We start from the raw sequence: 24,065 nt of genomic DNA on the forward strand, positions 1-24,065 counted from the left end.
GTCGTTTTCATACACGCATGTTTTTTTCAGTATAACACTTACAGGTGGGGTCCAATCCTAATTTCTTTTTCGCTTCATACTGCGAATGGTTGTTTTCGTTTCCTGATCCACCCGGTATGATTCCGTGATCTTTTGCAAAGCTTTATTGAACGTAAAATCATCCAGTGTATTGTTTTTCAAGTAATTCATCGTCATCTCAGGCAGCTTGATATAACAGATAGATATTGCCCATGCGACCGCCATTTGTACATAATAATCCTCACGGTGGGTTTGATCCATCCATTGCAGTACCCGGATGATATACTCTTCCTCAATATAAAAATTCAGAAGGATGACCACTCCAAACCGAATTTCATATTCTTTTCTGGATGACAGATACGGCTGGATAAAGTCCCATACCCGTTCCTTATGATTTTTCGTACATTTTAATCCGGCGCAGAAGCTGTCACACACTGACCAATTATCAATTTTAGGAATAAAACTGGCGACGTAGCCCAAAACTTCCTCTATATCTGCTTTCACATAGCCAATCACCATACCTTGTAGCATTACTTCTTCGAAATGTTCACTTTCAGCGGTTTCAAGGTAGAGATGCCAATCGCCCTTGGCAATATCCTGAGCCAGCTTACGTAGTACCGGCAGACGTACGCCCAGCACATTATCAATATTCGGAAGCAATGCCGCCGTAAATTTTTGAAAATCTGAATCGACATATAATAGTATTTGTTCTCTGATTGTTGTTTTCACAATTCCCACTCCCTGATCCTTAACGAAATGAAATACTCCATAAATAAATAGAGGCCACCGAACCATAAGGCGAATAGACTCGACAGTACTCCTCGAATTGCTCCCTGGTAAGTGTATCCAGATTGTACAGCTTCATCATCCCCCGCCGAATAGCTATATCGCCCCAACTGACGACATCCGGACGTTCCATGGAATTAATCAGCATCATTTCAGCCGTCCACGGACCTATCCCATGCAGCGAGGACAGTTTTTGAATCACTTGTGTATCGGAGAGTTCATATAATTCCTGCAAATCCAACAAACCCTGCTCTATCGTTTGGGCTATATTCAGGATACAAGCCGCCTTTTTCATCGTTATACCACAGCTTTGAATAGCTTCAACCGACTGGGTCGCTATATTTTCCGAATTCATCGCACCCAGCTTCTCCTGCATTCTTGCCCATATGGTTTGAACCGCCTTGGCAGAAATAAGCTGTCCCACAATCGCATGAACAAGCGCAGCGAACAGATCGGGAATAATCACTCGTTCAACCTTGCCCATTTGCGTCATTGCTGTACCGAGTACGGTATCCACATTTTTCAGATAATTGATTTCCTTCTCCCCATAGTCAAAATTTCTCGTGATCACAGTTTGCAAACTCAACTTCCCCCTCTAAAACCCTTATACTGTCCCACCCACATTCCATTGGAATGAGGTCTATTCCAAACTCAGGGCTCAAATCCTTCACGGCTCACAAAAAGCTGTTCTTCAGGAAAAACGTTGCGAAATTGTTCGTAGACCGCCTTGTAGGCAGCCGGATGATACCAATCCTCCAGCCCTAACGGCTCGTACAGCGCACCGATATTTAAGCTTCGTGTACGCCTTCCTCCACTGCCGTCTCCCATAAAATAATCATCAATACAGATACGGTTGACCAGTGGCAAAAGCTTGTCCGCAAAATGTTCGCTACTTGGAAGCATCGGAGCGATTGTGGTTTGCGTCGGTACTCCTGCCTCTTTTAACAGTTGCAGCGTCTTGAAACGGGCCTGAATAGGGGGCGCATCCGGCGTAAAATGTTTGCGTATATCTTCGAGGTCTGTTTCTACCGTCATGCTCACCCGTACGCGATCCTCTAGTTGGAGCAACAGGTCGATATCCCGCCGTACAAGCGGACTGCGAGTCTGTACAAACAGGAAATCCGGCGGATCTTCCACCATCACCTCCAGCAGTGAACGGGTCACTTCTTCCTTGTACTCGACAGGTTGATAAGGATCTGTGCTGGAAGACATAAAAATAGTGACTTTCCCCCTGGATTTGGCCCGCCGAAGCTCCTTGCGAAGAATATCTGCCGCCTGCTTTTTAATATCAACCCATGTTCCCCAAGCTTCCTTACGGAACGTGGAGACTGGCATTTGGCGCACATAGCAATACGAGCAACCAAATGTGCAGCCTGTATACGGATTTAGCGAGTGCGTATACCCGGACAAGAAGCCTGTTCCTTTATTCAGAAGGGTATTGGGGGATTTGTATATATGATGTGCTTCCATTGTTAACCTCTTTCAAGCTGCAAAAGCTTTACTTTCATGTCCAAACCACCGCGATATCCGGTTAAAGCACCATTTTTGCCGATGACCCGATGGCATGGGACGGTGACCAGAATCGGGTTAGCACCGATTGCAGCCCCCACCGCCCGAACAGAGGCAGGCTTTTGGATAGCGTGGGCAATGTCTGAGTAGGATTGTGTCTCTCCATACGGAATGCCACACAGCGCGTTCCAGACCGCCATTTGAAACGCAGTCCCCCGAAAGTCAAAAGGAACGGTAAAACTTGTGCGTTTCCCTTGAAAGTATTCCATTAGTTCTGTGGCATAGGGCTGCAAGACCTCATCATCTTCAACCAATGGACTGCCAGGAAATCGGCTTCCTGCCCACAAAGCCAATTCCTCTAAAGGTTTATCGGGTGAGCCTACATAACATAATCCATCCGGTGTAGCTGCAATATATAAATTCCAATCTTCATGGGTTAACAATGACCAATAGATCGTTTTAGGGGTTTGGGTTAACATGATGTATACCTCCATTTTGTAATTTTTCTGATTTAAGGTGGCGATATTGCAAAGGCGTGTAGCCTGTATTCTTTTTAAATAACGTAGAAAAGTAAGGGGTATTGGACAGACCTACGCTCTCCCCTACTTCCGCAACTGACTTATCCGAGTTCATTAGCTGTTGCTTGGCTTGTTCCAATCTGGTTTGCTGTATATATTCCATCGGGGTTATATCCATGACCCGCTTGAAGGTACGATGTAAATGGTAAGGGCTCCCATGACTCATTTCTGCAAGCAAGTGCAGCGTTAAATTTTCCTTATAGTTAGAATCCACATACTCTGTAACCAACGCAATCCATTCATGATCAGGCAAGCGTTGCCCCGTCGGTTTACACCTTTTGCATGGTCGAAAATGCTCCGCTAAAGCCTGTTCTGCTGTTTTGAATAAGCGGATGTTTTCTCTTTTGGGAGGGCGGGATTTGCAGGAGGGGCGACAAAATATTCCTGTTGTCCTCACAGCATAAAAAAATTCACCATCATAAGACTTGTCGTTCTCCACAATAGCTTTCCACTTCTCGCTAGTTATGGGCAACTCGGATTTCTTCATTACATTCACCTCTCATTTGCGATGTAGCCTCCCACATATCTATGTTTAAATTATAAACCAAACAGTGAACATATGTACCCCTCTTGGAATGTAAAGGCAAGATAACGAAAAAAGATGACTCCATCGGAGCCACCTATTCATAAAAACCAGCTAACCTGATAATACGCAAAGCCGCCTCTTCGGTTATAGGTTTGTATCCTACTAACCCCGAAAAGAGCGGCTTGTTCAACTCACTAAATCACTTATTCTGGTTATTCAACAGACGTATTCAGGCAATTCCCTCTTACTCATTCGTACCGCCGAACAGTTTTAACAGTGGGTCCTGCATCTGCACCTGTCCTTTGGTGGTTGGAAGGATTTCTGAATAAGCGGAAGAATTCGTAACGATAATCGGCGTAATCGTAGGGTAGCCTTCTGCCCTGATCTGCTCAACGTCAAATTCGAGCAGAAGGTCCCCCGCTTTTACCTGGTCGCCTTCTTTGATATGGGAGATAAAATGTTTACCGTCCAGCCTAACCGTGTCTACTCCCACATGAATCAGAATTTCTGCGCCTTGGGGCGAAACAACCGCAAGCGCATGTTTTTTCTTGAACGCCACGGTAATCGTCCCGTCGAAAGGGGCTACAACTTTGCCCGATGTCGGTTCGATGGCGACGCCTTTACCCATAGCCTCCGACGCAAATGCGGGATCGGGAACTTCCGAGAGGGAGACAACGGTTCCTTCAATCGGACTAAATACCTCTTCGTTAGAAACATCTGTTGTATGAACTGGTTCTTTAGTCGAATTTTCGGGTGATTCTTCCGCTTCAACCGGATCTTCAAACCCTAAAATATAAGTCAGAATGGCTGAAACCAGAAACGATACCGAAATTCCTAAAATCAGTCCCGGGAAGCCTTGTCCGCCGGGGCCGTAGAAGATGGGCAAGGTCAGCAGTCCCGGCGCGCCGGAAGCGAATGCTTGCGTTCCCGCTTGGCCGATAATTGCACCACCGATAGCACCGCCGATAATACCTGCAATAAACGGACGTTTCAGCGGAAGCGTGACTCCATATACGGCTGGTTCTGTGATACCGAACAATGCGGTAAGCGTAGCGGAACCCGCCAAGGTCTTCAACTTTTTATTTTTTGTTTTAAGCATGACACCAAACGCAGCACCGGTTTGAGCGAAGATGGAAGCCGCAGCGGAAGGTTTGATTCCGTCTCTTCCGTTCACAGCAATGTTATTAATAAATACAGGTACGAGACCCCAATGGACGCCGAAAATAACGAGAATTTGCCAGCAAGCACCCATGATTGCGCCAGCCAACAACGGGCTGAAGCCGAACGCGGCAATGAGTCCAGTTGCGATACCGTTGCCCACGTAGACCCCGAATGGACCAAACACGATCAAAGTCAGAGGAAGCATAATCACGAGCAGGATCAATGGCGTAATAAAATTTTTGACGCTTTCATGGATCAACCGGTTACACCATTTTTCCAGCTTGCTCATGACAATGATAGCAATAATAATGGGAATAACCGTAGACGAATAACTCATCATGACAATTGGAATACCGAAAAAGTCAGTAGGTGTACCTTCCGTTTTCAACGTGACGATGGACGGGTAAAGCAATCCTCCGGCAATCGTCAGGGCAACGAAGATGTTACCTTCAAATTTCCGGGCCGTTGTAACCGCTAACAGGAGGGGCAGAAAATAAAACAGACTATCCGCGGCAGCCAGCAAAATAATGTAGGTAGTGTCCTTTGGTGTCAGCCATCCAGCGTTGCTGGCAATAAGCAGCAGGCCTTTCAGAATACCGGCTCCCGCCATGACTCCGAGTAGCGGTGCAAAAATACTGGAAACAACGTCTATAATGGCACCGAAGCCTTTGTTGGCTTTAGCAGGTTTTTCATCTTTTTTGGACTCGTCCAAAATGTTGGATACCTTGCTGATAGCACTGTATACTTCCGGTACTTTGTTACCGACTACGACCTGAAACTGACCACCGCTCTGCTTAACCGTGATGATCCCATCGGTTTTTTCCAGTTTTTCTTTGTCCGCTTTCGCCTCGTCCTTTAGCACAAAACGCAAGCGGGTGGCACAGTGTACGAGGGATACCACATTTTTTTCACCACCTACCAGGTCAACAATTTCCTTAGCCAATTTTTCATAACTCATGCTAGACACCTCCATGTTCTAATGGGCATTTTACGTATTTAGGCACACAAAAAACCTAAGCCTTGAAAAATGGTGGGCGCTTTTTGTCCCGCAATTTTTCATGACTTAGGTTTTGCCTGCATAACCAGTAACAATCCCAGTTAAAGCTGTATTAAATTCCTGTTGTTCTCATAATATAATTAATCAACCATATCTGTCAATAAAAATATTTACCCATATATTCTCTATCCTGTTTGCAGGAAAAATCCAGCTTATCTGTTAACCACCCGCTCAATATGCACGGTCAGATACAGCTTTTCTTCGTTCGTCAATTCGTGGTTGTATTCTTTTTCCACAAAAGCTCCGATTTTCTCCGTGCAAGCAGCCGCGTCTCTGTGCTTTTCCTTGATCATGTCATACAAATGATCGTAGTTGTTTTCGTAGTGATTCCCCTTAAACACACGCTGGGCGAAAAATTTCAGATGCGTAATAAAGCGGAAATAACTCAGAGAGTCCTCGTCAAAATCGACCTTAAAATGATATTTTGCAATATTGATAATTTGCTGCATAAATTTTGTAATACTCATTGTGGTGATAACTTCCTCGTTCATTTCGGCATTCACGATGTGAATCGCGATAAAAGCCGCTTCGTCCACAGGCAGTTCAATATCGAGCTTTTGTTTAATTTGTTCTAGCGTTTTCAGACCGATCGCAAATTCTTCTTTGTACAACTGCTTGACTTCCCACAATAACGCGTTTTTGATCTCCAATCCTTCCTGGTATCTTTCAACGGCGAAATTGATGTGGTCAGTCAAGGAAACATAAATATTTTCGTTCAGCTTTTTGTTTAAATTATGCTTGGCATCATTAATGATCTCTTCCACAATCACAATCAGTTCCAGCGGAACCTCACGCAGCAGCATTTTGAAGTTGTCGGACGTCTGCTTGTTTTTCAGGGCAAATACTTTCTGAATTCTGGTTTCATCTACTTTTTCTCCAGGCTTTTTCTTAAAAGCAACCCCGCGGCCCATCACCACGAGTTCTGTACCGTCCGTCTGGTAGACACTAATTACATTATTGTTGATGACCTTTGCTATTTTCATCTCGATCCCCCGTTCCATATGCCAGCAAGAGCCACACCTATTCCATCCTGTTTCTGACAAACAGAAAAAACCAAAGCTCAACAAATAAACAAGACTGTAATATCCGCTTATTCGTGGCTTAGGTTTTGCCTGCCTATGCAGTAACAATCCTAAAAATGATGGAATTGCGTCAAGTATAGCCCGAAGAGGGTCGATTGTCAACGCTTTCAACCAAGAAACGAAGACCGGACATCCCCATACTTACGGGATGTCCGATCTATTTTCTTGTGGGACGTTACTCTCCCAGATTCTCGCCATCGGAATGAATTACGTTTTTGTACCAGTGGAAGCTTTTCTTTTTAATCCGGTTCAGCGAGCCGTTGCCTTCGTTATCCCGGTCCACATAAATATAGCCGTAGCGTTTTTTCATCTCTCCAGAGGAAGCGCTGACGATGTCAATAGGACCCCAACTCGTATAACCGATAATCTCAACCCCATCCTGAAGAGCCTCGCCCATTTCCGCAATATGCCGCTTCAAATAGTCGATCCGGTAATCGTCGTTGACTTCTCCTTCAGGAGAAACCACGTCGTTGGCACCAAAGCCGTTTTCCACCACAAACAGAGGCTTTTGGTAGCGGTCGTGCAATTGGTTTGCCGTGATACGGAACCCCTTCGGATCAATCGTCCAGCCCCAATCGGACTTGTCCAGATACGGGTTGGATACGGAGCCAAACACATTGCCGCTCGTCATGTTTTTGACAACTTCCGGGTCTGTGCTGGTCGTCCGGCTAGAATAATAACTGAATCCGATATAGTCAACGGTATGATGCTTCAAAATGTCCGCGTCGTCCGGTTCCATCTCGATGGAGAGTCCATGATCCTTGAAGAAGCGCTTCGCATAACCAGGATATTCCCCGCGTGACTGCACGTCAATGAAGAAGTAGGACTCGCGGTCTTTTTCCATTCCTTGATAAACATCTTCGGGATTACACGTATACGGATAGAAGCTGCCGGCAGCCAGCATACAGCCAATCTTGGCGTCTGGAATGATCTCGTGGCACGCTTTTACAGCCAATGCACTTGCAACAAGCTGGTGATGTGCAGCCTGATACTGAATTTGTTTGACGTTTTCACCTTCTTGAAATACAAGCCCGGCACCAATAAACGGCAAATGGAGCAGCATGTTAATTTCGTTGAACGTCATCCAATATTTCACTTTATCTTTGTAACGGGCGAATACTGTTTTGGCATATGTTTCAAACAAAGCAACCAGTTTTCGGCTTCGCCAGCTGCCGTATTTATCAATCAGATTTACCGGTACGTCAAAATGAGCGAGGGTAACCACTGGCTGGATGCCATGTTTAAGCAATTCGTCGAACAGATCATCGTAAAATTGTAACCCGGCTTCATTCGGCGTGGCGTCTTCTCCCGTTGGGAAAATACGGGCCCAAGCAATGGAAACACGCAGCGCCTTGAAACCCATTTCCGCAAATAACGCAATATCCTCGCGATAGCGATGGTAAAAATCAATCGCTCCGTGAGAAGGATAGAATTCGCCTTCGAGCGGAATGAGCGAGGGAACATTCCCCTGCATGATACTTCTTCTTTTCTCTCCAGTCGGCAACAGATCCACCAGGCTCAATCCTTTGCCGTCTTCCAGATAAGCACCCTCGGCCTGATTGGCAGCAAGAGCACCACCCCATAAAAAGTCTTTCGGAAAAATAAAGCTGGACATAAACGTTCTCCTTCCAAATGTGTGATGGGGGAAAGCCGAAAGGGGTTGGAGAAATAAAAAAACCCAAACTAGCCCAGATACACGTGTAGTGTAGACAAGCCGGTTCAGGTTATGCCCTAACGGTAACATCCCATGAAAAGGTTATACGTATTTGATTGAAACTCTAACAAAGATTTGGAAGCCTGTCAAATTGATTTGATGCTACAATCGACAAATATATAGTTATTTCCACTAGTTTCGCTGTCTCATCGCCTCAAAAAGCAGCACCGTGGAGGCCATCGCTGCGTTCAGCGATTCCGCCTGCCCCTGCATCGGGATGAACACCGATTCATCCACCATACGTGCGGTAGCAGCGGAAATACCTTGGCCTTCGTTCCCAATCACAAACCAAGTAGAAACACGCAAATCAACGGCATAGCACGACAGACTTGCGTCCAGCGAGGTGCTGATCAGTCGGGCACCTTTGCTTTTAGCCTGTGGCAAAAGCTCCTCCAGACTGCCCTCAATCACGGGCAGGTGAAAAAACGATCCCATCGTAGAGCGGATCGTCTTCGGGTTGTACAGGTCGGCGCAGCCGTGACCCAGAATGACGCCTGCGGCTCCGGCGGCGTCGGAACTACGGATGATGGTGCCTACATTGCCGGGGTCCTGTACCCCGTCCAGCACCATCACCAGCGCATCCGGCTGCTCCAGCAACGCCGGGAATGCGCCGCGCTCCTCCTTGTGCACGATAGCAAAAACGGACTGCGGTGTCTTCGTATCGGTGCATTTGGCAATGACCGCCGCCGACACGGGAACCCATTCCACCGGCTGGTCTGCTTGGTCCAGGCCATTCAACTCGGCAGGAATGCCCTTGTCCAAATCATAGGCAACGCTTTCGACAACCGCGTTCGAACGCAGCGCTTCCTGCACCAGATGAATGCCCTCGACGATATATTTATGCTGCCGGGTGCGATGCTTTTTTTCCAGCAGTTGTGCCCATTCTTTTACACGTGTATTGTTTGGTGAAATGATTTCCATTCGTTATCCGTCCGTTCCTTTATAAATAAATGATTTATCATCACACTGCAAAAGCTAGCTCCAGCTTGGTTAAATCATCCTTGTGGCCTACAATAACAAGCACATCCCCCGTCTCCAGCCGATCTTCAGCATAAGGGGAGATATTCATTTCCTGATCTCGGCGAATCGCCATCACGTTACAGCCAAAACGAGCGCGTATATCAAGTTCCTTCAAATTTTTTCCTATCATGGAATCTGCGGCTTTTATCTCCAGAATACTATAATCCTTGGACAGCTCAATATAATCCAGAATATTCGGGGACGTCAAATGATGGGCTACTCGTAACCCCATGTCCCGCTCAGGATAAACCACCTTATCCGCGCCTATTTTTTGCAGCACTTTCCCGTGCAATTCATTTTGCGCTTTTACGATCAGAGCTGGCACCCCCATATCCTTGAGGATTAATGTCGTCAATATACTTGCCTGTATATCTTCGCCAATCGCCACCACAATGACATCAAAATTACGGATGCCAAGTGCTCGTAACGCTTCCTCATCCGTCGAATCGGCAGATACTGCATGTGTCACAATATTCGACATTTCCTGTGTGCGCTGCTCGTCCGAATCAATCGCCAGCACGTCAAAACCCATTTCGCTCAATGCAGTGGCAACACTGGAGCCAAAACGACCCATACCGATTACCGCATACTGCTTCTTAGCCATTCCTTCCTTACCTCCCGATCACCATACTGTCCGTCATAGTATAGCATAACCCGCCAAAAACATAAATTTGGCATGCTTATGCCAAATGCTTCTTCATGTATACCGGGCAGCAGCCCAAGCCATAATACATCCGACAACGATTACAAACATACGGGAGGTACACATGCCCATTACACTGGATTTACGACAAGCCATTGTTCACAAAGTTCACGGCAAATCAGAAGCTGATCTTACCGATATGATTATCGGGTCAGTGGATGGACCAGAGGCCGCTTTGCCCGGATTGGGTGTCATTCTTGAGGTGGCATGGAAGCACATGAACCAGACCCAGCAACAAGAGTTTGTCCACCTGGCACATGAGCAGCTTGATAAAATCAAGCCCGTCCCGCTAACCTAAGTCCTATATTCAAACTTTTGTTCAATCCTGCTTCATCCTACTGGCCGTATACGAGAATAGTCCACTCGCCGTAACACCGAGTGGACTATTCGTTGTACAGATCAAATAACAATTTTCATTCCTGTCCTGCTTATCAAATCCTAATCTTATGGAGCCATCTCCAAAAACTTAGCTGTAGGATTTTTCTCTATAGCTGTCCGCATCGCATACTCATTTTCGAACAAGGCAACATAATTGCCCTTCTTGTCCTTCACCAACGTAGAGTTAATACGGAATTTGCTTGGATCAATCTGATCATCCACAATCCAGCGTGCAAACTGGAATGGCATACGCTGAAGCTGTACATCAACTCCATATTCACCCTTCATGCGGTACTCAAATACTTCAAATTGCAGTTGACCGACAACGCCCAGCAACGTATCGTCAAAGCTTACCGTACGGAACACCTGAATCATACCTTCCTCGGTCAACTGGTCAATACCCTTCAAATACTGCTTGTGCTTCAAGGCATTTTTCACCGTTACCTTGGCAAAAATCTCAGGCGAGAAGGTTGGCAACTCATCAAATACAACCTCTCCACCTTGACTAAGGGAATCCCCAATACGAAAAATACCCGGATCAAACAAGCCGATAATATCGCCCGGGAAAGCTTCCTCGACAATATCGCGGTCCTGCGCGAGAAACTGCTGTGGTTGGGACAACTTAATCTCCTTGCCCATCCGTACATGCTTAACACTCATCCCCCGTTGGAACTTACCAGACACAATACGCAGGAATGCGATGCGGTCACGGTGAGCCGGGTTCATGTTTGCTTGAATTTTAAATACATAGCCGGTAAATTTCTCGTTCGTCGGCTCGATTTCCCCCGCTGTACTGTGACGCGGCTCCGGCTTAGGGGCAAGCTGAAGAAAGTTTTCCAAAAACGTTTGAACTCCAAAGTTATTAATCGCACTACCGAAGAATACAGGCGTTAATTCCCCGCGCTGTACTTTCTCCATGTCAAAAGGGTCACCCGCAACATCGAGTAACTCCAGATCCTGACACAATTGGTCATGCAAATATTCACCCGCCATTTCGCGAATGATTGGATCATTGTAACCCTCCACTTTTTGTACCTTGATCGTGGAATGGTCGTCTCCCTGAAACAGCTCGACCTGATTTTTGACACGGTCATAGACACCACACAACTCACGTCCTGTACCAATTGGCCAGTTCATAGGCACCGAACGGATGCCGAGCACCTGCTCCAGCTCCTCCATCAGATCAAAAGGACTGCGTCCCTCACGGTCCAGCTTGTTAATGAAGGTGAAAATCGGAATGCCACGCTTGGCACAAACCTGAAACAGCTTAATCGTTTGCGCTTCCACACCCTTCGCTACATCAATCAGCATGACTGCGCTATCCGCTGCTGTTAATGTACGATAAGTGTCTTCACTAAAATCCTGGTGACCTGGGGTGTCCAGAATGTTAATGCGATGCCCATTATAATCAAATTGCATAACTGAGGATGTGACCGAAATTCCCCGCTGCTTTTCAATCTCCATCCAGTCACTCGTGGCGTGCTTGCTTGCCTTACGCGCTTTAACTGAACCGGCAAGACGAATCGCGCCCCCGAACAGCAGCAGCTTCTCCGTCAGTGTCGTTTTCCCCGCATCCGGGTGAGAAATAATCGCAAACGTGCGCCGTTTGTCGACTTCCTGTTGAAGTATATCCAGTGTTTTACTCATTTCACATATCCCTTCATGATCAAATCCATTGCGTTCCTGCTCAAGCTATTCATAAAAAGGCCATGATGCACGCCTGTTTTCGTAATTTCATCGGTGCTATCGGTTTCTTTACCGTTAGATCCAGTATTCGACGTACTCCGTTACCATATTCATTATAAATACGATCTATTTACATGTTTTAGCCTGCCTTTAACGTATAATCAGTTGCAAACTGAAAACCTGAGACTAAGTTATTATAGCACACTCCGAACGCAAAGCATCCCCTTACATCCTGAACAGGACGTAGGGGGATGCTGAACAATTATCAGGATTACTGAGTGCCGCCTACCCGCCAGATGACATTATCTTCATCCTGGCCACTGACTGGCCACCATTTGAAGCCATCTTGCTCCAGCAGCTTATGAGCTCCTTCCGGTCCCCATGAGCCTGCAGCATAGGTTTCCAGCGTATCCGGGGCTTGTTGCCATGCTTTGGCGATCCGATCCACGAATCTCCATGCTGTCGCAACCTCATCCCAACGCGTGAAGTACGTAGAGTCCCCTTCAATCGCGTCCATCAACAACCGTTCATAAGCCTCAGGTGAGTTGATGCCGACCATACAGCTTTGGCAGAAATCCATAGCCAGCGGTTCAATATCCGATTCCGAACCCGGCTTCTTGGCATTAATTTTGATGTAAATGCCCTCCATCGGATTAACCCGGATCACGAGCAAGTTCGGTTCCAGCTTATGCTTTTGACCAAGATATACGTTCGTAGGCATGCTCTTAAATTCCACAACGATTTCGGTTGTCTTTACAGGAAGACGTTTGCCAGTACGAATGTAGAAAGGAACCCCTGCCCAACGGAAATTATCCACAAATACGCGTGAAGCAAAATAAGTCTCTGTGCTCGACTGTGGATCAACCTTGTCCTCTTCACGATACCCCGGCAACTGCTGACCGCGATAGCTTCCTTCCGTGTATTGACCACGTACCACATTAGTCAACACATCCTCTGCGGATTCAAAAGGACGCAACGAACGCAGCACTTTCACCTTTTCATCACGGATATCCTCAGGGAGCAAACGACTCGGTGGTTCCATTGCAATCATCGTCAGCATTTGCAGCATATGGTTCTGTCCCATATCCCGCAGAGCGCCGGAATGATCGTAATAACCTCCGCGTTCCTCTACGCCCACGGTTTCACTAAGCGTAATTTGCACATTGGAAATATGCTTATTATTCCACAATGGTTCAAAGAAGGCGTTTGCGAAGCGGATGACTTCGATATTTTGCACCATTTCCTTACCAAGATAGTGATCAATCCGATAAATTTCTTCCTCTTCAAATACTTCGCGTATTTCAACATTCAGCTCTTGCGCAGATTCCAGGTTATAACCAAACGGCTTCTCAATGACAAGACGATTCCAGCCCTTGCCATCCATCATACCGCCTTCTTTGAGGCTCTCCGATACGCTTCCAAACAGTTCAGGGGCCAAAGCCAAATAAAACAAACGGTTCCCCGGAATGCTGAATTTCTTCTCTATGGTCTCTGTCTGCTGTTTCAGTTCATGAAATCCTTCGACATTGTTGATATCCAGTGATTTATATTCAAAATGCTCGGCAAATGCCTGCCATTCTTGATCGTTTTCTGCCTTGTAACGGCTAAACTCCTGTATCGAAGCGTACAGGTCATTACGGAATTCTTCCTCTGTGCGAGGGCGTCTCGCTACGCCAATAACGGCAAAATCCTCACCCAGCTTCCCTTCGCGGTACAAGCTGTAGATCGCAGGAAAAAGCTTGCGGCGGGCCAAATCGCCCGTAGCACCAAAAATAAATAACACAGCGCCTTGCATCACAACAGATTCATTATTAGGTATGTCAGCCATGAAGTACCTCATTCTTCCCATGACAAGATTCCGCTTCCACAACCCTCGAAATCCGCATGTAGTATTGTGTATATTTATTCAAGATCATACTTGATTTTCGACAAACATGGAACTGAAGATTTGATGACATTTTAGCATATTCAGCATGGATAAGCTATCCGATGAATCATAAATTTACCTTATAAGTCAGTATTCTATCGTAATCAGCGGAAAACCGATCGTAATACGAGTATCCTGATGCTCCTCATCTTCATGCACAGCCATCTGCATATGCACCTGATGCTCACCACTTTGAACTGTCAGAGGTAGCTTCGGTGCTTCATAGGATACAGCTACCGTCGTCGCATCTGTATATCTTTCTTTTGCTTTCATGGACAAGCTTCCTGCTAAACGTGTCTCTGTCAGCTTCATCAGTTGGTCCACGGGCTCATTTGATTTCAGCGAATGCTGAATGGACGTATTCCATACTGCTTGTACTCCCACAGCCGCCAATTGTTCAGCACAAAGTTCATGCAGTCGGATTAACTGCTCACGTCCTGCATTGCTACTCTCAAGTTGAACGACCGTATACCATTGACCAGCTAGCTGTTCCATCACATTTAAGCGGATTTTCAGTTCTCCGCTACTGCCAACAGATCGATACACCGTGTGTCCATTTTCCTCAACCTTGCTTACGGCGGGAATATTCAGTTGATCGGCTATCCGGGCCGCCATGGCTGCTGGATCATCACCGTAAGAAGTCCAGTTACCTTGCCATTTCACAACCAGCTTATCCAGTGTACCAGGAGCCTGATCCGAGACGGTCAATACAGAGCGCAAGTCCGTTCCTGCCTTGAGGGAATCATATCCGGTAGCTTGAAACGTCCCGTAACGCCAGCCTACCAGTAACAGCAACGTTCCGAACACCGCGATAGCGACAATCCCTTTTTTGATGACCTCTGCTTTTAACATCATGGTTCCTCCCGCTCCACAAGCATCCGATTCCTGGAGGCACATTCTGGATGTTTTTTTCGGCTGGCTTGGATTCTATCAATCTATCAATAGCTTTCCCGTTGCAAGAGGTTTTATACACGCTAGAAGCAGAAGAACATCTTTTAAAAATATTCGTTCACCTGCTGGGTGTTCGACCATACATTATAGGCAGCGTGAGAATAGACTATGATCACAACGTATCTTATTCAGAAAGAGGTGAAATCATGTTTCCCATATATCCTGTAAATGAAGCCAATGTGGCACCTCACCGTGGACGTCTGGTCTGTGCTGTTCTGCATGACGGTACACGACATGTTGGCATTCTCAGCGGGTGTGGCAAAGGTAAGCTGATGCTGAACGGATATCCATCCTCCTTTTCTAATAGTCTCTACGCCGGAAACTATAATAACAAGGGAAAACAAGAAGCCAAGAAGATATCCTCCAAAAAGAAAAAAAGAAATTCTAAAAACAAAGCAAATTCCTCTGCCAAAATAAGCAGTTTAATCAAACCCACTAGGGAGCCCCTCAGTCCATCCCCTCCCTATGACACAGGTGGATATGGAAATGGTGGACCAGGCTATGGCGGCGGATATGGTGGATATGGATACGGAGCCGGACTTGCGCTGGATTTGGCCTTAATCGCCTTTCTGTTCTTACTTATTTAAATACCGTTTAAGGATCGAAAAAAAACCGGAGAACTACTACAAGTCTCCGGTTCGTTGTATTCACCTATTTAATTTGGAACCTGTTCAGCAGCGTAAAATGACTCCATTCTTTTGTATTTCATAGTATCAGTCCGTTCTACACGCTACTCCGCTAATCCGTTTTTGTAGGCATAGATTGCCGCCTGTGTGCGGTCCTCTACCCCCAGCTTGGCCAGAAGGTTCGTGACATGAAATTTCACTGTCTTGATCCCGATGATCAGCTCATCTGCAATATCCTGATTGGATTTACCCTGTGCCAACAGCCGGAGTACTTCCATTTCACGATCCGTCAGTTCCGCATGCGCAGGCGCTTCAGCCTGCGGCTGGCGAAATCGATTCATCATCTTGGAAGCCACCTGCGATTCCAGCACGGACTGTCCGCGTGCCGCTGCACGGATCGCATCCGCAACCTCGGATGCACGGGAGGTTTTGAGCAGATAGCTGAACGCGCCCGCTTCAATAACCGGATACATTTTCTCATCGTCCAAATAACTCGTCAGTACGATGACCTTCGTCTCTGGAAGCAGGCGTGTCACTTGGCGAGTCGTCTCGATTCCATCCATGCCGTCCATAACCAGATCCATTAAAATCACGTCCGGCTTGTATTCCGTAGCCAGTCGTATGCCTTCTTCCCCGCTCCCGGCCTCGCCTACCACTTCAATGCCTTCTTCCGTGCCCAACACCGCCGCCAGACCAATCCGCACCATTTCATGGTCGTCTACCAGCAGTACGCTAATCGGCAATTCCGTTTCCATGATCATCGTTCCTTCCGCTTTCATCATTTATAACCGGCACCGATACCTCAATTCGTGTTCCTTTCTCCGGAGCCGTTATATACTGTATAGCTCCTCCAATCTCGCTGACCCGCTCCTGCATCGTGGACAATCCATACGAAGTCTGCTTTTTCTCGTCCAGCTCGAATCCAATTCCGTTATCCCTAATCGTTAACCGAACGGAATCCGGGCGTTGCACGATACGAATCTCCATGCGGCTTGCTTTGGCATGACGCAACGTATTAGACATAGCTTCCTGAACGATGCGAAACAAATGGTTCTCAATGCCTTTAACCAACTGTACTCCGCTCTCCATCTCAAAATCAATCTCCATGGGAACCTTGGCCTGCAATTCCTGTATTAAATCACGTAATCCCTGTTCCAGCCGCTTGCCTTCCAAATAAACAGGTCGTAAATGAAGCAGTAACGCCCTCATTTCGGATTGCGCCACCGAGGACATTTCTTCAATCAATGCAACCTGACGCTGCGCCTTATCAAAATCCTTATCCAGCGTCCTGCCTACAGCCGTCGCCGTCATCGAAATGGCGAACAATTGCTGCGACACTGCATCATGTAGCTCCCTCGCCAATCGCTGCCTTTCCTCGACAATCGCGGTTACTCTGGCCTGCTCTGCCAGCTGTGCATTGTTGGTGGACAGGCGTTGCAAAGAAGTAACCTGCTCTTGCCATTTGTGCCCGATTCGCTCCAGTTGCTCACCCAGCCTGCCCAACTCATCATGACCCAGTGGCGGCAGCTCCCGGGCAGGGGTCCCCTTTTCCCACATCAGCAGCGTCTCCCGCAGCTTTTCCAGCCTGCTTTTGAAGCGGTAGCTCTCATAAAAACCGTATATTGCCCCGGTGCCAATCAGTACCATGACGACGGCTCCCACAAATTTCAATATCATTCCCCAGGTTGGGAACGACTTCACATATCCATATGTATACAGCATATAAAAAACAACTACGCCCACAACAACACACAGGAGGATACCTTCACCCATACTGCGGGTTACCATGTTGGACGTTTTTTTATGATTCATCCCGGCTCCTCCTGATCAATAAAATCGGACGCGCACATCGCCCGCCAAATACGAAATGACAAACTTCACTTTATATTCACTCTGTGCATAATTGGGTGACTTCCAAACCAGACGATTGAGCATACCCGCCTCATGATCACGGTCAAATTGAATCTGCCCGAACAACACGAACATTTCCACCTCTACACCGTAATTATCCGGTAGCGTGATGTCAATATCACCGAAGATCCCCTGCAAAAATATAACGGGTTCACGTTCTTCCGGAAGTGCCAACGTCAAATCAGCATCCACATCCCCAACCACATGCCATATACTTGTGCTGCGCAAGCTCCACGGCACTTCGTCCCATTTATGATTGGATATAAAATTGTGCTTGAATATCGAGCTTTGACCCTTATGCAGCTTTCTTGAACGTGAATAGAATGCAGCTAGCGACCCTAGAGTTACTACCACAAAAAGAAATAAATGATCCAGTACGAGCAGCCCTGCCCCAATTGCGAGCATTGTATAGCCCTTTTTGATTTTGGAATTACGAATCTTATATATTCCGGCCAACATCAGGATCAGTGCAATCACGGAGAGGAAGCCAATCCACTGACCGAATAAAATGATAATCCCGATTGCGATACCTGCCAGTGCCAAGACTGATTTCCTTTTCTCCATGCTGCACCCCCTTTATTTATACAGGAAGGAAAAGCCATAGTGGCGCGACATTCCGCCATATGGCTTTCCCGAACCATACAGATTGAGCACTATAATTGACCAGTGTCCATTCCATACAGCATATCATAATGTCTTATTTTCGAGTAGTCAGTCCTTCTTTATATCTACTGGTTTAGCACCCGTTTGAATTTTGGATTTGAGCTGTTGAAGCTGCTCATTCACTTTGAACAGTTTTTCAGCCTCTGCCGGATTGACGTACGCTTCTCCCGGAGCTTGACGGTAAGGGGCACGCAGTACGTCAGCTTCTGCTTCCATTTGCATGATTTTTTCTTCCATGCGGTGAAAGCCCAGCGAAGCAGATCCGCTTTCAATCGTGTGCAGACTGTTGATTTGCGACATTTGTTTTTTGGCTTTTGCCATTTGAGCGCGGGATACCAGCTCATTGCGCTTGTTGCGCATTTTGTAGAACTCATCCTTCATGTCGTGAAGCTGTTGCACCAATTCTTTGGCTTGAAGCTCGGCTTGCGTGTGCAGGTCGCGGTATTCATCTTGTTTTTGTGTAAAATAGATCTTTTCGCCCAGCAGCTTGCGCGCTACTTCCTCCTGGCCGTTCCGCAATGCGGATTCTGCTTGTTGTTCACGCTCATTAGATACTCTTACTGCTTCCTCCAAGCGCTGTTTCATGCGACGTTCATTTGCCATTTGCTTGGCAACCGTTACTTCTGCCTCGTGAATTTCCGCTTCCATATCACGCAGATATTGGTTTAGCATAATAATCGGGTCTTCCACTTTATCCAGCACTTCATTCACCGATGCTCTTGTCATATCCTTCATTCTTTTAAAGATTCCCATTATTTACGATCTCCCTTCTCGAATTGCTCTACTTTTTTGCGTAACTCTGCCAACTCTTTTTTCATTGCTTTTCTCTCGATATCTTCCATCATGGAATCCAGATCACTGTTAGGACCTGTGTTAAATTTGGATGAATGACGGGCATCTTGACCAAAAGATTGGCTCGGATTACCGTATGCTCCGCCCTGATTGTAACCAGTTCCCGGTCCGTACTGTGAACCGGTGCTGTTCCCGCCATAATAGCGTGAATCCTGTTGATTGTAAGGCCCACTGTTGGGACCAAATCCTCCATCATAAGGAGATCTCGGCTCCTTGGAGATAACCAGCGCCGCAATTACATACAGCATAAATGTGGTTCCTGCTGTTATAAAGAAACTGATCACAACCAGAATACGAATCCAAGTTGAGTCCATCCCTGTTGCGTCAGAAAGACCGCCGCATACACCTGTTAATACTCTATCCCGGTTTGATCGGTAAATTCGGGTCATAATCAACTTACTCCTTCCCGCTGTTGTTCAGCTTGCTCTTCAGTCTCGCCCACTCTTGTTCGAGCAGCGATTCGCCGCCATGGGCATCCTGCGTGTGACCGCCTTCTCCCCGCCGCAAATCACGCAAGCTCAGCGTTTCTGCTTCCATATCGGCTACCCGATCTTCCAAGCGGTTGAACATTCGGGGAACATTTCGTCCACCGTATGTACCTGCCCGTTCGTTCATCTGCTGCTGGAGTCTCAACGTTTGTACACGTGCCGCATAATACTGGCGCTTACTGTTTACCGTTTGATATTCCGTTTTTAAGGTATCTAGCTGATGCTCCAATTCACGTAGCGATTCACGGCTCTGCTCCCACAGCTCTCTATACTGCTCTTCTTTTTCTGCATACAGCATTTTTTCCTGAAGGGCCAGCTTTGCAATGTGTTCTTCATCTGCCTTTAAAGCCAGCAGCGCCTGTTCCTCCCGTTTAATCTGCATGGACACTGCGTGATCCAGCTGTTGCTTCATCTGTCTTGTGTGCACTGCATATTGCTGATGAAGCTTTTCCGCTTCGGCAATATCCTCGCGGGTGTTATACAAGAACTGATCAATCAGTTGTATCGGTTCTTGACTTTGTTCCAAATGCTCATTGAAGGTCGCTACGGTAATATCACGCATTCTACGAAACACACTCATTTGCGTCTGCTCCTTTCACATTTCGTATTTTCATATCTTCATACTTCGTTTCTGTAATTCACATTACCCGCGAATCCATCAATCTCAGTAACGTCTTCTGCGGTCACTCAGCAGTGAAACACCAAATATGATTAAACCAATTGCCAGCAGCGGCCCCAAAAGCCATGACAGTTTGCCGAGTAAAACCAGTACCCCGATTACAAGTACGATCCAGCCGAAGACCACATTTCCTCTTTTCACACCGTAGTAACCTAGCATGATCATCGCTATCGGGATTAAGTAACCGATCAAGTGTCCTATAAAGTAACCGAAAAATGGAGTAAACTTACCGAGCAGCATAATCGAACCCAATACAATCAGTACAATAGCCAACCCATTCCCTTTGTTAACTCTCATCATCTCTCACCGCCTTTCACTGTGTCTTGCTTATGTCCTTATTGTACGCTGATCCGGAGTTCGCCAAAACGGACCCCAGACGGTTTTTGAACCTAGACCTAAGTCGGGGGTGCATACAGACCTGCGGCTATCACCCTCTATGTTGTTCTGCCGCACGGGCTGTTGGTTGTTGCTCACCCGCTTGCTTGGAGCGTAGTGAAAGGACGAGACAAGCCAGTAACGCTATAGCTGCAACCATATAAGGCAAGTTAATATGAACATCGAACAGCAGTCCTGCAATCAGTGGTCCGATCACATTACCCAAACTTGTATAAGATGAGTTCATTCCAGCCACGAACCCCTGCTCGTCCCCGGCCTGCCGTGATAAGGATGTGCTTACCGCCGGACGAAGAATGTCCATGGCCAGAAAAATGATGAAGGTCGTCAGCATAATCATGGCGTACTGCTCGGCAAACAGTGTCAGAAAAATGAATAGTCCCGCAACTGCCAGACAGATATGAATGACCTTTTTCTCGCCAAAACGATTAATAATCCAGCCAAATATAGTCGCTTGGACAACTGCCCCCAGAATGGAACCTGTGGTTATAATGATGGCAATATCCACTGGCGTAAAACCATATTTATGATCTACAAACAATCCGAACACCGTTTCAAAGTTAGCCAGCCCAAAAGCAACCACAAACACAATGACCAATCCCATGAAATAAGGAGAACGATACGACTTGGCAAACTGCTGCAAAAGGTTTTCCTTTTGCAGCGGAAGCTCTCTATTATCCCGTTGCTTTTCCTTGCTTAAGGATTCGGGTAGCACTAGCAAAGACAAGATAGCGGCTATCCCCGCAGCTCCTGCGGCTGCAAAAAAGGGAATACGTATGCCGTACGTGGCCAGCAAACCACCAATGCCTGGTCCGATAATAAACCCAGTGTTAATCGCCGCGTTAATCATCCCCATTCCCTGGCCTCTTTCCTCGAATGAGGTCACGTCAGCGACATACGCCATTATAGAAGGAGTAAGCAGCGCGGCCCCCGCCCCACCCATGATTCGAGCTACAAACAATGTAGGTACAGAACTAGCCAGCCCAAAGACAAGCTCGGATAACATAAAAATAAACATACCCGAAACAATCAATTTTTTACGTCCATAACGATCAGACCACTTGCCCGCCAATGGTGATAATAAAAGCTGTGTCAGGGCAAAAGCCGCGACCATCAGTCCCATCGATGAGCCATTCATTCCCAGCTCGCTTATAAATTTAGGTAATACGGGAACAACCAATCCAATTCCCATGAATGCCAAAAAGATGTTAAGCATCAGTAACAGCATAGCTCCCCGATTTCGTGTCAGCATAGACATGTTTCAACCCTTCCTTTTCCTGTGTATCTTTTATTATTTATCATTTCTTAAACTTGCTTACCGTATCTTCGGAAACAATAAAACTTAAATTGTTTTATTAGTTTTCTTATGACGGATTGTCAAGCTAAGTGCGACAATTCCTGTGTGAAAGATTCGTGAGCAGTTTTCCACCCCAGACATTTTCGGGGGCGATGGTTGATTAAATCAAGCGAAAGCTCCAATGCCCCATCGGATACTTGGGCAAAGTCTGTGCCTTTAGGAAAGAACTCTCGAAGCAAGCCGTTCGCATTCTCATTCGACCCTCTTTGCCAGGAAGAGTATGGGTCAGCAAAGTAGATCTGCACGCCATGTGTGGCTTCCAGATTTGCATAACAAGCGAACTCCTTTCCACGATCGGCCGTAGCGGTTCGAAACGCTCCAGCGGGGTACTGTGAAGCTGCTACGCCAAAGGCAATCTCCATCGACAAGGCTGTGCGATCCGGCATTTGAATCGCAGTGTACAGGCGGGTCTTCCGTTCAATGAAGGTCGCCACACAGCCTTTACTTTTTCCTCGACCAGACACCACCGTATCCAGCTCCCAGTGTCCAAAGGTTTCCCGAGAACGCACCTCCTTGGAGCGTTCGGAAATCGACTTGCCCACGGCAAACTTCCCTCGTTTTTCAGCAGGCTGTTGCCGTTTACCTTTGTGCCGCAGCACCTTCACGTCCGCTTGGGCAAGGCGACCGGCATAGATCCAGCGATAGATGGTTTTGCAGCACACGGTGGGCTCGCCTTCTGTTCTAAAACGCTCCACGATCTGCTCCGGAGACCAGGTCGCCTGTAGCTTTTCTTCCAGCTCTTTGGCTTGTTCTTCTGTCCATTTGCCTGGGGGTACAGAAGCTTTACGGCGCTCCTTGTAAGCGTGTTGGGAGCTTTCTGCTTCGTAGGAGGGTAGCTGAGCATTCCGGCGGATTTCACGGCAAATGGTCGCATGATGTCGTCCCAACTCCACGGCAATAGCTCTTGCACTTTTCCCCTGCTGATGCAGGATTTCTAGCTTGCTTCGTTCGATTATGCTAAGATGTGAGTAGCTCATGGTGGATTCTCCTTTGTAGAAGGTGGTGTGGTAACTTCATTCTACACGAATCCGGCCATGGGCCCTTTTTTATTTATTTCCAGCGGGTGTCGCACTTCATATTACAATCCGTCTTATAAAAAAATGACCTCTTCAAATATGTAACATATTGTTGAGGCCATTTTCTATTTTTCGACCAGTCCAAATAACAATATATCTACAATAGAATAAATAGCATCCTCTACCGTCACGCTGTTATCCAGAAAAAATCGCTGATCAAGCGTTAAATTTATAGAATCAATAATAAGTCTCATGATGAGAGCCTCGTTTTTATTTACAATAATCCCTTCCTGGATGCCCTGCTGGATTAATGTTCTGATCTGGGGCCAATCATTCAAATCGGTATACATCCTTTTCCAATGCTCAGGATAATATTTTTTCATTTGATCCAGTATTCGCAAATCATAAAACTCATAATATTGCGGTATGACCCTGATCGACTGCTTAATCTTCTCTAGCAAGGTTAATTGATCGTTTTCGACAATTTGCTCGGTTTTTCGAATCATATCATCATTCGTACGCTCTATAAGCGTTTCTAAAATGAGTGTTTTGGACGAAAAATGCTCATATAAGGTGCGCTTACTAATAGCAAGTCTTTTCGCAAGATCATCCATGGTAAATTTCAAACCGCTTTCATGCGCCTCCTCCACAAAAGCTTCTAAAATCCTTTCCTTCATATTCATCCCTCATTCCTTTATACCAAATAAAACTATAAACGTTTTTTCAGTACCAATATCCTACTACATAATTAAAAAACCCGTCAAATTTACATTGCTCTAAAACATAAATATAATAAAAAGGAGGGGCCCTGAAGCCCTTTTCAACCGCTTTGTAAGTCAAAAGTTTAGAGCCCGTTACAGCATGTTATCAAAAAAATATCCCTCCAAAATTTTGAATCCTGAATTAGTCAGGATCTAAAAATCGGAGAGATTTTTTTAATGGCAGACTTTTGAATGCTGAAATATGTTGATTCATGCTTGGTAT

At 46.4% G+C, this 24,065-nt stretch carries 24 protein-coding genes and 1 pseudogene; 2 read left to right on the plus strand and 23 right to left on the minus strand.

All coding sequences use genetic code 11. The features are described 5' to 3' along the window. Window positions 1-57: 57 nt before the first annotated feature. The 10 genes and pseudogenes from ABIA61_RS18565 to ABIA61_RS18610 all read right to left on the minus strand — a co-directional run. A complete protein-coding gene (locus ABIA61_RS18565) occupies window positions 58-747 on the minus strand; it encodes a DNA alkylation repair protein (RefSeq protein ID WP_404519520.1) in 690 nt (229 codons plus the stop codon). 19 nt (window positions 748-766) lie between these two features. Next, window positions 767-1,384 carry a DNA-3-methyladenine glycosylase family protein gene (locus ABIA61_RS18570; protein ID WP_404581114.1) on the minus strand — a complete coding sequence of 206 codons (618 nt, stop codon included), beginning with the start codon at window positions 1,382-1,384 and terminating at the stop codon, window positions 767-769. A 71-nt stretch (window positions 1,385-1,455) separates the two neighbouring features. Further along, a complete protein-coding gene (locus ABIA61_RS18575; RefSeq protein WP_404581115.1) occupies window positions 1,456-2,274 on the minus strand; it encodes an SPL family radical SAM protein in 819 nt (272 codons plus the stop codon). Between the two features lie 2 nt (window positions 2,275-2,276). After that, complete coding sequence (locus ABIA61_RS18580; protein WP_404519517.1) at window positions 2,277-2,792, minus strand: methylated-DNA--[protein]-cysteine S-methyltransferase; 516 nt, start codon at window positions 2,790-2,792, stop codon at window positions 2,277-2,279. Beyond that, complete coding sequence (locus tag ABIA61_RS18585; RefSeq protein WP_283653224.1) at window positions 2,773-3,378, minus strand: bifunctional transcriptional activator/DNA repair enzyme AdaA; 606 nt, start codon at window positions 3,376-3,378, stop codon at window positions 2,773-2,775. The genes ABIA61_RS18580 and ABIA61_RS18585 overlap by 20 nt, the downstream gene beginning before the upstream one ends. A 283-nt stretch (window positions 3,379-3,661) precedes the next feature. Continuing rightward, entirely contained in the window at window positions 3,662-5,536 is a 1,875-nt protein-coding gene (locus tag ABIA61_RS18590) for a beta-glucoside-specific PTS transporter subunit IIABC (RefSeq protein WP_404519516.1), read from the minus strand. Window positions 5,537-5,787: 251 nt separating this feature from the next. Further along, a complete protein-coding gene (gene licT, locus ABIA61_RS18595) occupies window positions 5,788-6,618 on the minus strand; it encodes a BglG family transcription antiterminator LicT (protein WP_404519515.1) in 831 nt (276 codons plus the stop codon). Window positions 6,619-6,892: 274 nt separating this feature from the next. Then, window positions 6,893-8,332, minus strand: coding sequence for a 6-phospho-beta-glucosidase (locus tag ABIA61_RS18600; RefSeq protein ID WP_404519513.1), 1,440 nt, complete (start codon window positions 8,330-8,332; stop codon window positions 6,893-6,895). Between the two features lie 231 nt (window positions 8,333-8,563). Next, complete coding sequence (locus ABIA61_RS18605) at window positions 8,564-9,352, minus strand: TrmH family RNA methyltransferase (protein ID WP_404519512.1); 789 nt, start codon at window positions 9,350-9,352, stop codon at window positions 8,564-8,566. A gap of 40 nt (window positions 9,353-9,392) precedes the next feature. Further along, window positions 9,393-10,058 (minus strand): annotated as a pseudogene (locus ABIA61_RS18610) (potassium channel family protein); the annotation flags it as partial. A gap of 160 nt (window positions 10,059-10,218) precedes the next feature. On the opposite strand from ABIA61_RS18610, the gene ABIA61_RS18615 reads away from it, so the two are divergent. Further along, on the plus strand, window positions 10,219-10,452 hold the full coding sequence (locus ABIA61_RS18615) for a small acid-soluble spore protein SspI (RefSeq protein WP_044648543.1): 234 nt from the start codon (window positions 10,219-10,221) through the stop codon (window positions 10,450-10,452). Window positions 10,453-10,598: 146 nt separating this feature from the next. Here the strand turns inward: ABIA61_RS18615 and ABIA61_RS18620 are convergent, their stop codons facing one another. The 3 genes from ABIA61_RS18620 to ABIA61_RS18630 form a co-directional block, all read right to left on the minus strand. Beyond that, window positions 10,599-12,179: a peptide chain release factor 3 gene (locus tag ABIA61_RS18620; RefSeq protein ID WP_044648542.1), complete on the minus strand. Its 1,581-nt coding sequence runs from the start codon at window positions 12,177-12,179 to the stop codon at window positions 10,599-10,601. A gap of 310 nt (window positions 12,180-12,489) precedes the next feature. Continuing rightward, window positions 12,490-14,046, minus strand: a complete 1,557-nt coding sequence (zwf, locus tag ABIA61_RS18625) for a glucose-6-phosphate dehydrogenase (protein WP_283653229.1) — start codon at window positions 14,044-14,046, stop codon at window positions 12,490-12,492. A gap of 186 nt (window positions 14,047-14,232) precedes the next feature. After that, on the minus strand, window positions 14,233-14,997 hold the full coding sequence (locus ABIA61_RS18630) for a YwmB family TATA-box binding protein (protein WP_349361972.1): 765 nt from the start codon (window positions 14,995-14,997) through the stop codon (window positions 14,233-14,235). Between the two features lie 50 nt (window positions 14,998-15,047). On the opposite strand from ABIA61_RS18630, the gene ABIA61_RS18635 reads away from it, so the two are divergent. Next, on the plus strand, window positions 15,048-15,683 hold the full coding sequence (locus ABIA61_RS18635) for a hypothetical protein (RefSeq protein ID WP_283653231.1): 636 nt from the start codon (window positions 15,048-15,050) through the stop codon (window positions 15,681-15,683). Window positions 15,684-15,826: 143 nt separating this feature from the next. Here ABIA61_RS18635 and ABIA61_RS18640 read toward each other — a convergent pair whose 3' ends face one another. From ABIA61_RS18640 to ABIA61_RS18685, 10 genes are all read right to left on the minus strand, one after another. Next, the gene (locus tag ABIA61_RS18640; RefSeq protein WP_044648538.1) at window positions 15,827-16,477 is read right to left on the minus strand and encodes a response regulator; all 651 of its coding nucleotides are present in this window, start codon (window positions 16,475-16,477) and stop codon (window positions 15,827-15,829) included. After that, window positions 16,455-17,534 (minus strand): sensor histidine kinase, encoded by a 1,080-nt coding sequence (locus tag ABIA61_RS18645; protein ID WP_283653232.1) that lies wholly within the window; start codon window positions 17,532-17,534, stop codon window positions 16,455-16,457. The genes ABIA61_RS18640 and ABIA61_RS18645 overlap by 23 nt, the downstream gene beginning before the upstream one ends. A gap of 15 nt (window positions 17,535-17,549) precedes the next feature. Beyond that, window positions 17,550-18,197: a cell wall-active antibiotics response protein LiaF gene (gene liaF / locus ABIA61_RS18650; protein WP_283653233.1), complete on the minus strand. Its 648-nt coding sequence runs from the start codon at window positions 18,195-18,197 to the stop codon at window positions 17,550-17,552. Window positions 18,198-18,344: 147 nt separating this feature from the next. After that, window positions 18,345-19,049, minus strand: coding sequence for a PspA/IM30 family protein (locus ABIA61_RS18655; RefSeq protein WP_283653234.1), 705 nt, complete (start codon window positions 19,047-19,049; stop codon window positions 18,345-18,347). Then, a complete protein-coding gene (locus ABIA61_RS18660) occupies window positions 19,049-19,537 on the minus strand; it encodes a PspC domain-containing protein (RefSeq protein ID WP_404519509.1) in 489 nt (162 codons plus the stop codon). The genes ABIA61_RS18655 and ABIA61_RS18660 overlap by 1 nt, the downstream gene beginning before the upstream one ends. A 7-nt stretch (window positions 19,538-19,544) precedes the next feature. Beyond that, a complete protein-coding gene (locus ABIA61_RS18665; RefSeq protein ID WP_283653236.1) occupies window positions 19,545-20,216 on the minus strand; it encodes a PspA/IM30 family protein in 672 nt (223 codons plus the stop codon). An 84-nt stretch (window positions 20,217-20,300) separates the two neighbouring features. Then, the gene (locus tag ABIA61_RS18670) at window positions 20,301-20,612 is read right to left on the minus strand and encodes a LiaF transmembrane domain-containing protein (RefSeq protein ID WP_283656324.1); all 312 of its coding nucleotides are present in this window, start codon (window positions 20,610-20,612) and stop codon (window positions 20,301-20,303) included. A 130-nt stretch (window positions 20,613-20,742) separates the two neighbouring features. Next, on the minus strand, window positions 20,743-21,966 hold the full coding sequence (locus tag ABIA61_RS18675; RefSeq protein WP_404581116.1) for an MFS transporter: 1,224 nt from the start codon (window positions 21,964-21,966) through the stop codon (window positions 20,743-20,745). Window positions 21,967-22,085: 119 nt separating this feature from the next. Beyond that, complete coding sequence (locus ABIA61_RS18680; RefSeq protein WP_404521983.1) at window positions 22,086-23,042, minus strand: IS30 family transposase; 957 nt, start codon at window positions 23,040-23,042, stop codon at window positions 22,086-22,088. 164 nt (window positions 23,043-23,206) lie between these two features. Continuing rightward, the gene (locus ABIA61_RS18685; RefSeq protein WP_283653238.1) at window positions 23,207-23,758 is read right to left on the minus strand and encodes a TetR/AcrR family transcriptional regulator; all 552 of its coding nucleotides are present in this window, start codon (window positions 23,756-23,758) and stop codon (window positions 23,207-23,209) included. Between the last annotated feature and the right edge of the window lie 307 nt (window positions 23,759-24,065).

It is taken from the genome of Paenibacillus sp. RC21 (genome assembly GCF_044907935.1).
Classification (GTDB): domain Bacteria; phylum Bacillota; class Bacilli; order Paenibacillales; family Paenibacillaceae; genus Paenibacillus; species Paenibacillus terrae_A.

Bases quoted from the DNA above. Each gene is read 5' to 3' on its own strand.
- ABIA61_RS18575 (WP_404581115.1), bottom strand. From the start codon at position 2,274: ATGGAAGCACATCATATATACAAATCCCCCAATACCCTTCTGAATAAA.
- ABIA61_RS18580 (WP_404519517.1), bottom strand. From the start codon at position 2,792: ATGTTAACCCAAACCCCTAAAACGATCTATTGGTCATTGTTAACCCAT.
- ABIA61_RS18585 (WP_283653224.1), bottom strand. From the start codon at position 3,378: ATGAAGAAATCCGAGTTGCCCATAACTAGCGAGAAGTGGAAAGCTATT.
- ABIA61_RS18590 (WP_404519516.1), bottom strand. From the start codon at position 5,536: ATGAGTTATGAAAAATTGGCTAAGGAAATTGTTGACCTGGTAGGTGGT.
- licT (WP_404519515.1), bottom strand. From the start codon at position 6,618: ATGAAAATAGCAAAGGTCATCAACAATAATGTAATTAGTGTCTACCAG.
- ABIA61_RS18600 (WP_404519513.1), bottom strand. From the start codon at position 8,332: ATGTCCAGCTTTATTTTTCCGAAAGACTTTTTATGGGGTGGTGCTCTT.
- ABIA61_RS18605 (WP_404519512.1), bottom strand. From the start codon at position 9,352: ATGGAAATCATTTCACCAAACAATACACGTGTAAAAGAATGGGCACAA.
- ABIA61_RS18615 (WP_044648543.1), top strand. From the start codon at position 10,219: ATGCCCATTACACTGGATTTACGACAAGCCATTGTTCACAAAGTTCAC.
- ABIA61_RS18620 (WP_044648542.1), bottom strand. From the start codon at position 12,179: ATGAGTAAAACACTGGATATACTTCAACAGGAAGTCGACAAACGGCGC.
- zwf (WP_283653229.1), bottom strand. From the start codon at position 14,046: ATGGCTGACATACCTAATAATGAATCTGTTGTGATGCAAGGCGCTGTG.
- ABIA61_RS18630 (WP_349361972.1), bottom strand. From the start codon at position 14,997: ATGTTAAAAGCAGAGGTCATCAAAAAAGGGATTGTCGCTATCGCGGTG.
- ABIA61_RS18635 (WP_283653231.1), top strand. From the start codon at position 15,048: ATGTTTTTTTCGGCTGGCTTGGATTCTATCAATCTATCAATAGCTTTC.
- ABIA61_RS18640 (WP_044648538.1), bottom strand. From the start codon at position 16,477: ATGGAAACGGAATTGCCGATTAGCGTACTGCTGGTAGACGACCATGAA.
- ABIA61_RS18645 (WP_283653232.1), bottom strand. From the start codon at position 17,534: ATGAATCATAAAAAAACGTCCAACATGGTAACCCGCAGTATGGGTGAA.
- liaF (WP_283653233.1), bottom strand. From the start codon at position 18,197: ATGGAGAAAAGGAAATCAGTCTTGGCACTGGCAGGTATCGCAATCGGG.
- ABIA61_RS18655 (WP_283653234.1), bottom strand. From the start codon at position 19,049: ATGGGAATCTTTAAAAGAATGAAGGATATGACAAGAGCATCGGTGAAT.
- ABIA61_RS18660 (WP_404519509.1), bottom strand. From the start codon at position 19,537: ATGACCCGAATTTACCGATCAAACCGGGATAGAGTATTAACAGGTGTA.
- ABIA61_RS18665 (WP_283653236.1), bottom strand. From the start codon at position 20,216: ATGAGTGTGTTTCGTAGAATGCGTGATATTACCGTAGCGACCTTCAAT.
- ABIA61_RS18670 (WP_283656324.1), bottom strand. From the start codon at position 20,612: ATGAGAGTTAACAAAGGGAATGGGTTGGCTATTGTACTGATTGTATTG.
- ABIA61_RS18675 (WP_404581116.1), bottom strand. From the start codon at position 21,966: ATGTCTATGCTGACACGAAATCGGGGAGCTATGCTGTTACTGATGCTT.
- ABIA61_RS18680 (WP_404521983.1), bottom strand. From the start codon at position 23,042: ATGAGCTACTCACATCTTAGCATAATCGAACGAAGCAAGCTAGAAATC.
- ABIA61_RS18685 (WP_283653238.1), bottom strand. From the start codon at position 23,758: ATGAAGGAAAGGATTTTAGAAGCTTTTGTGGAGGAGGCGCATGAAAGC.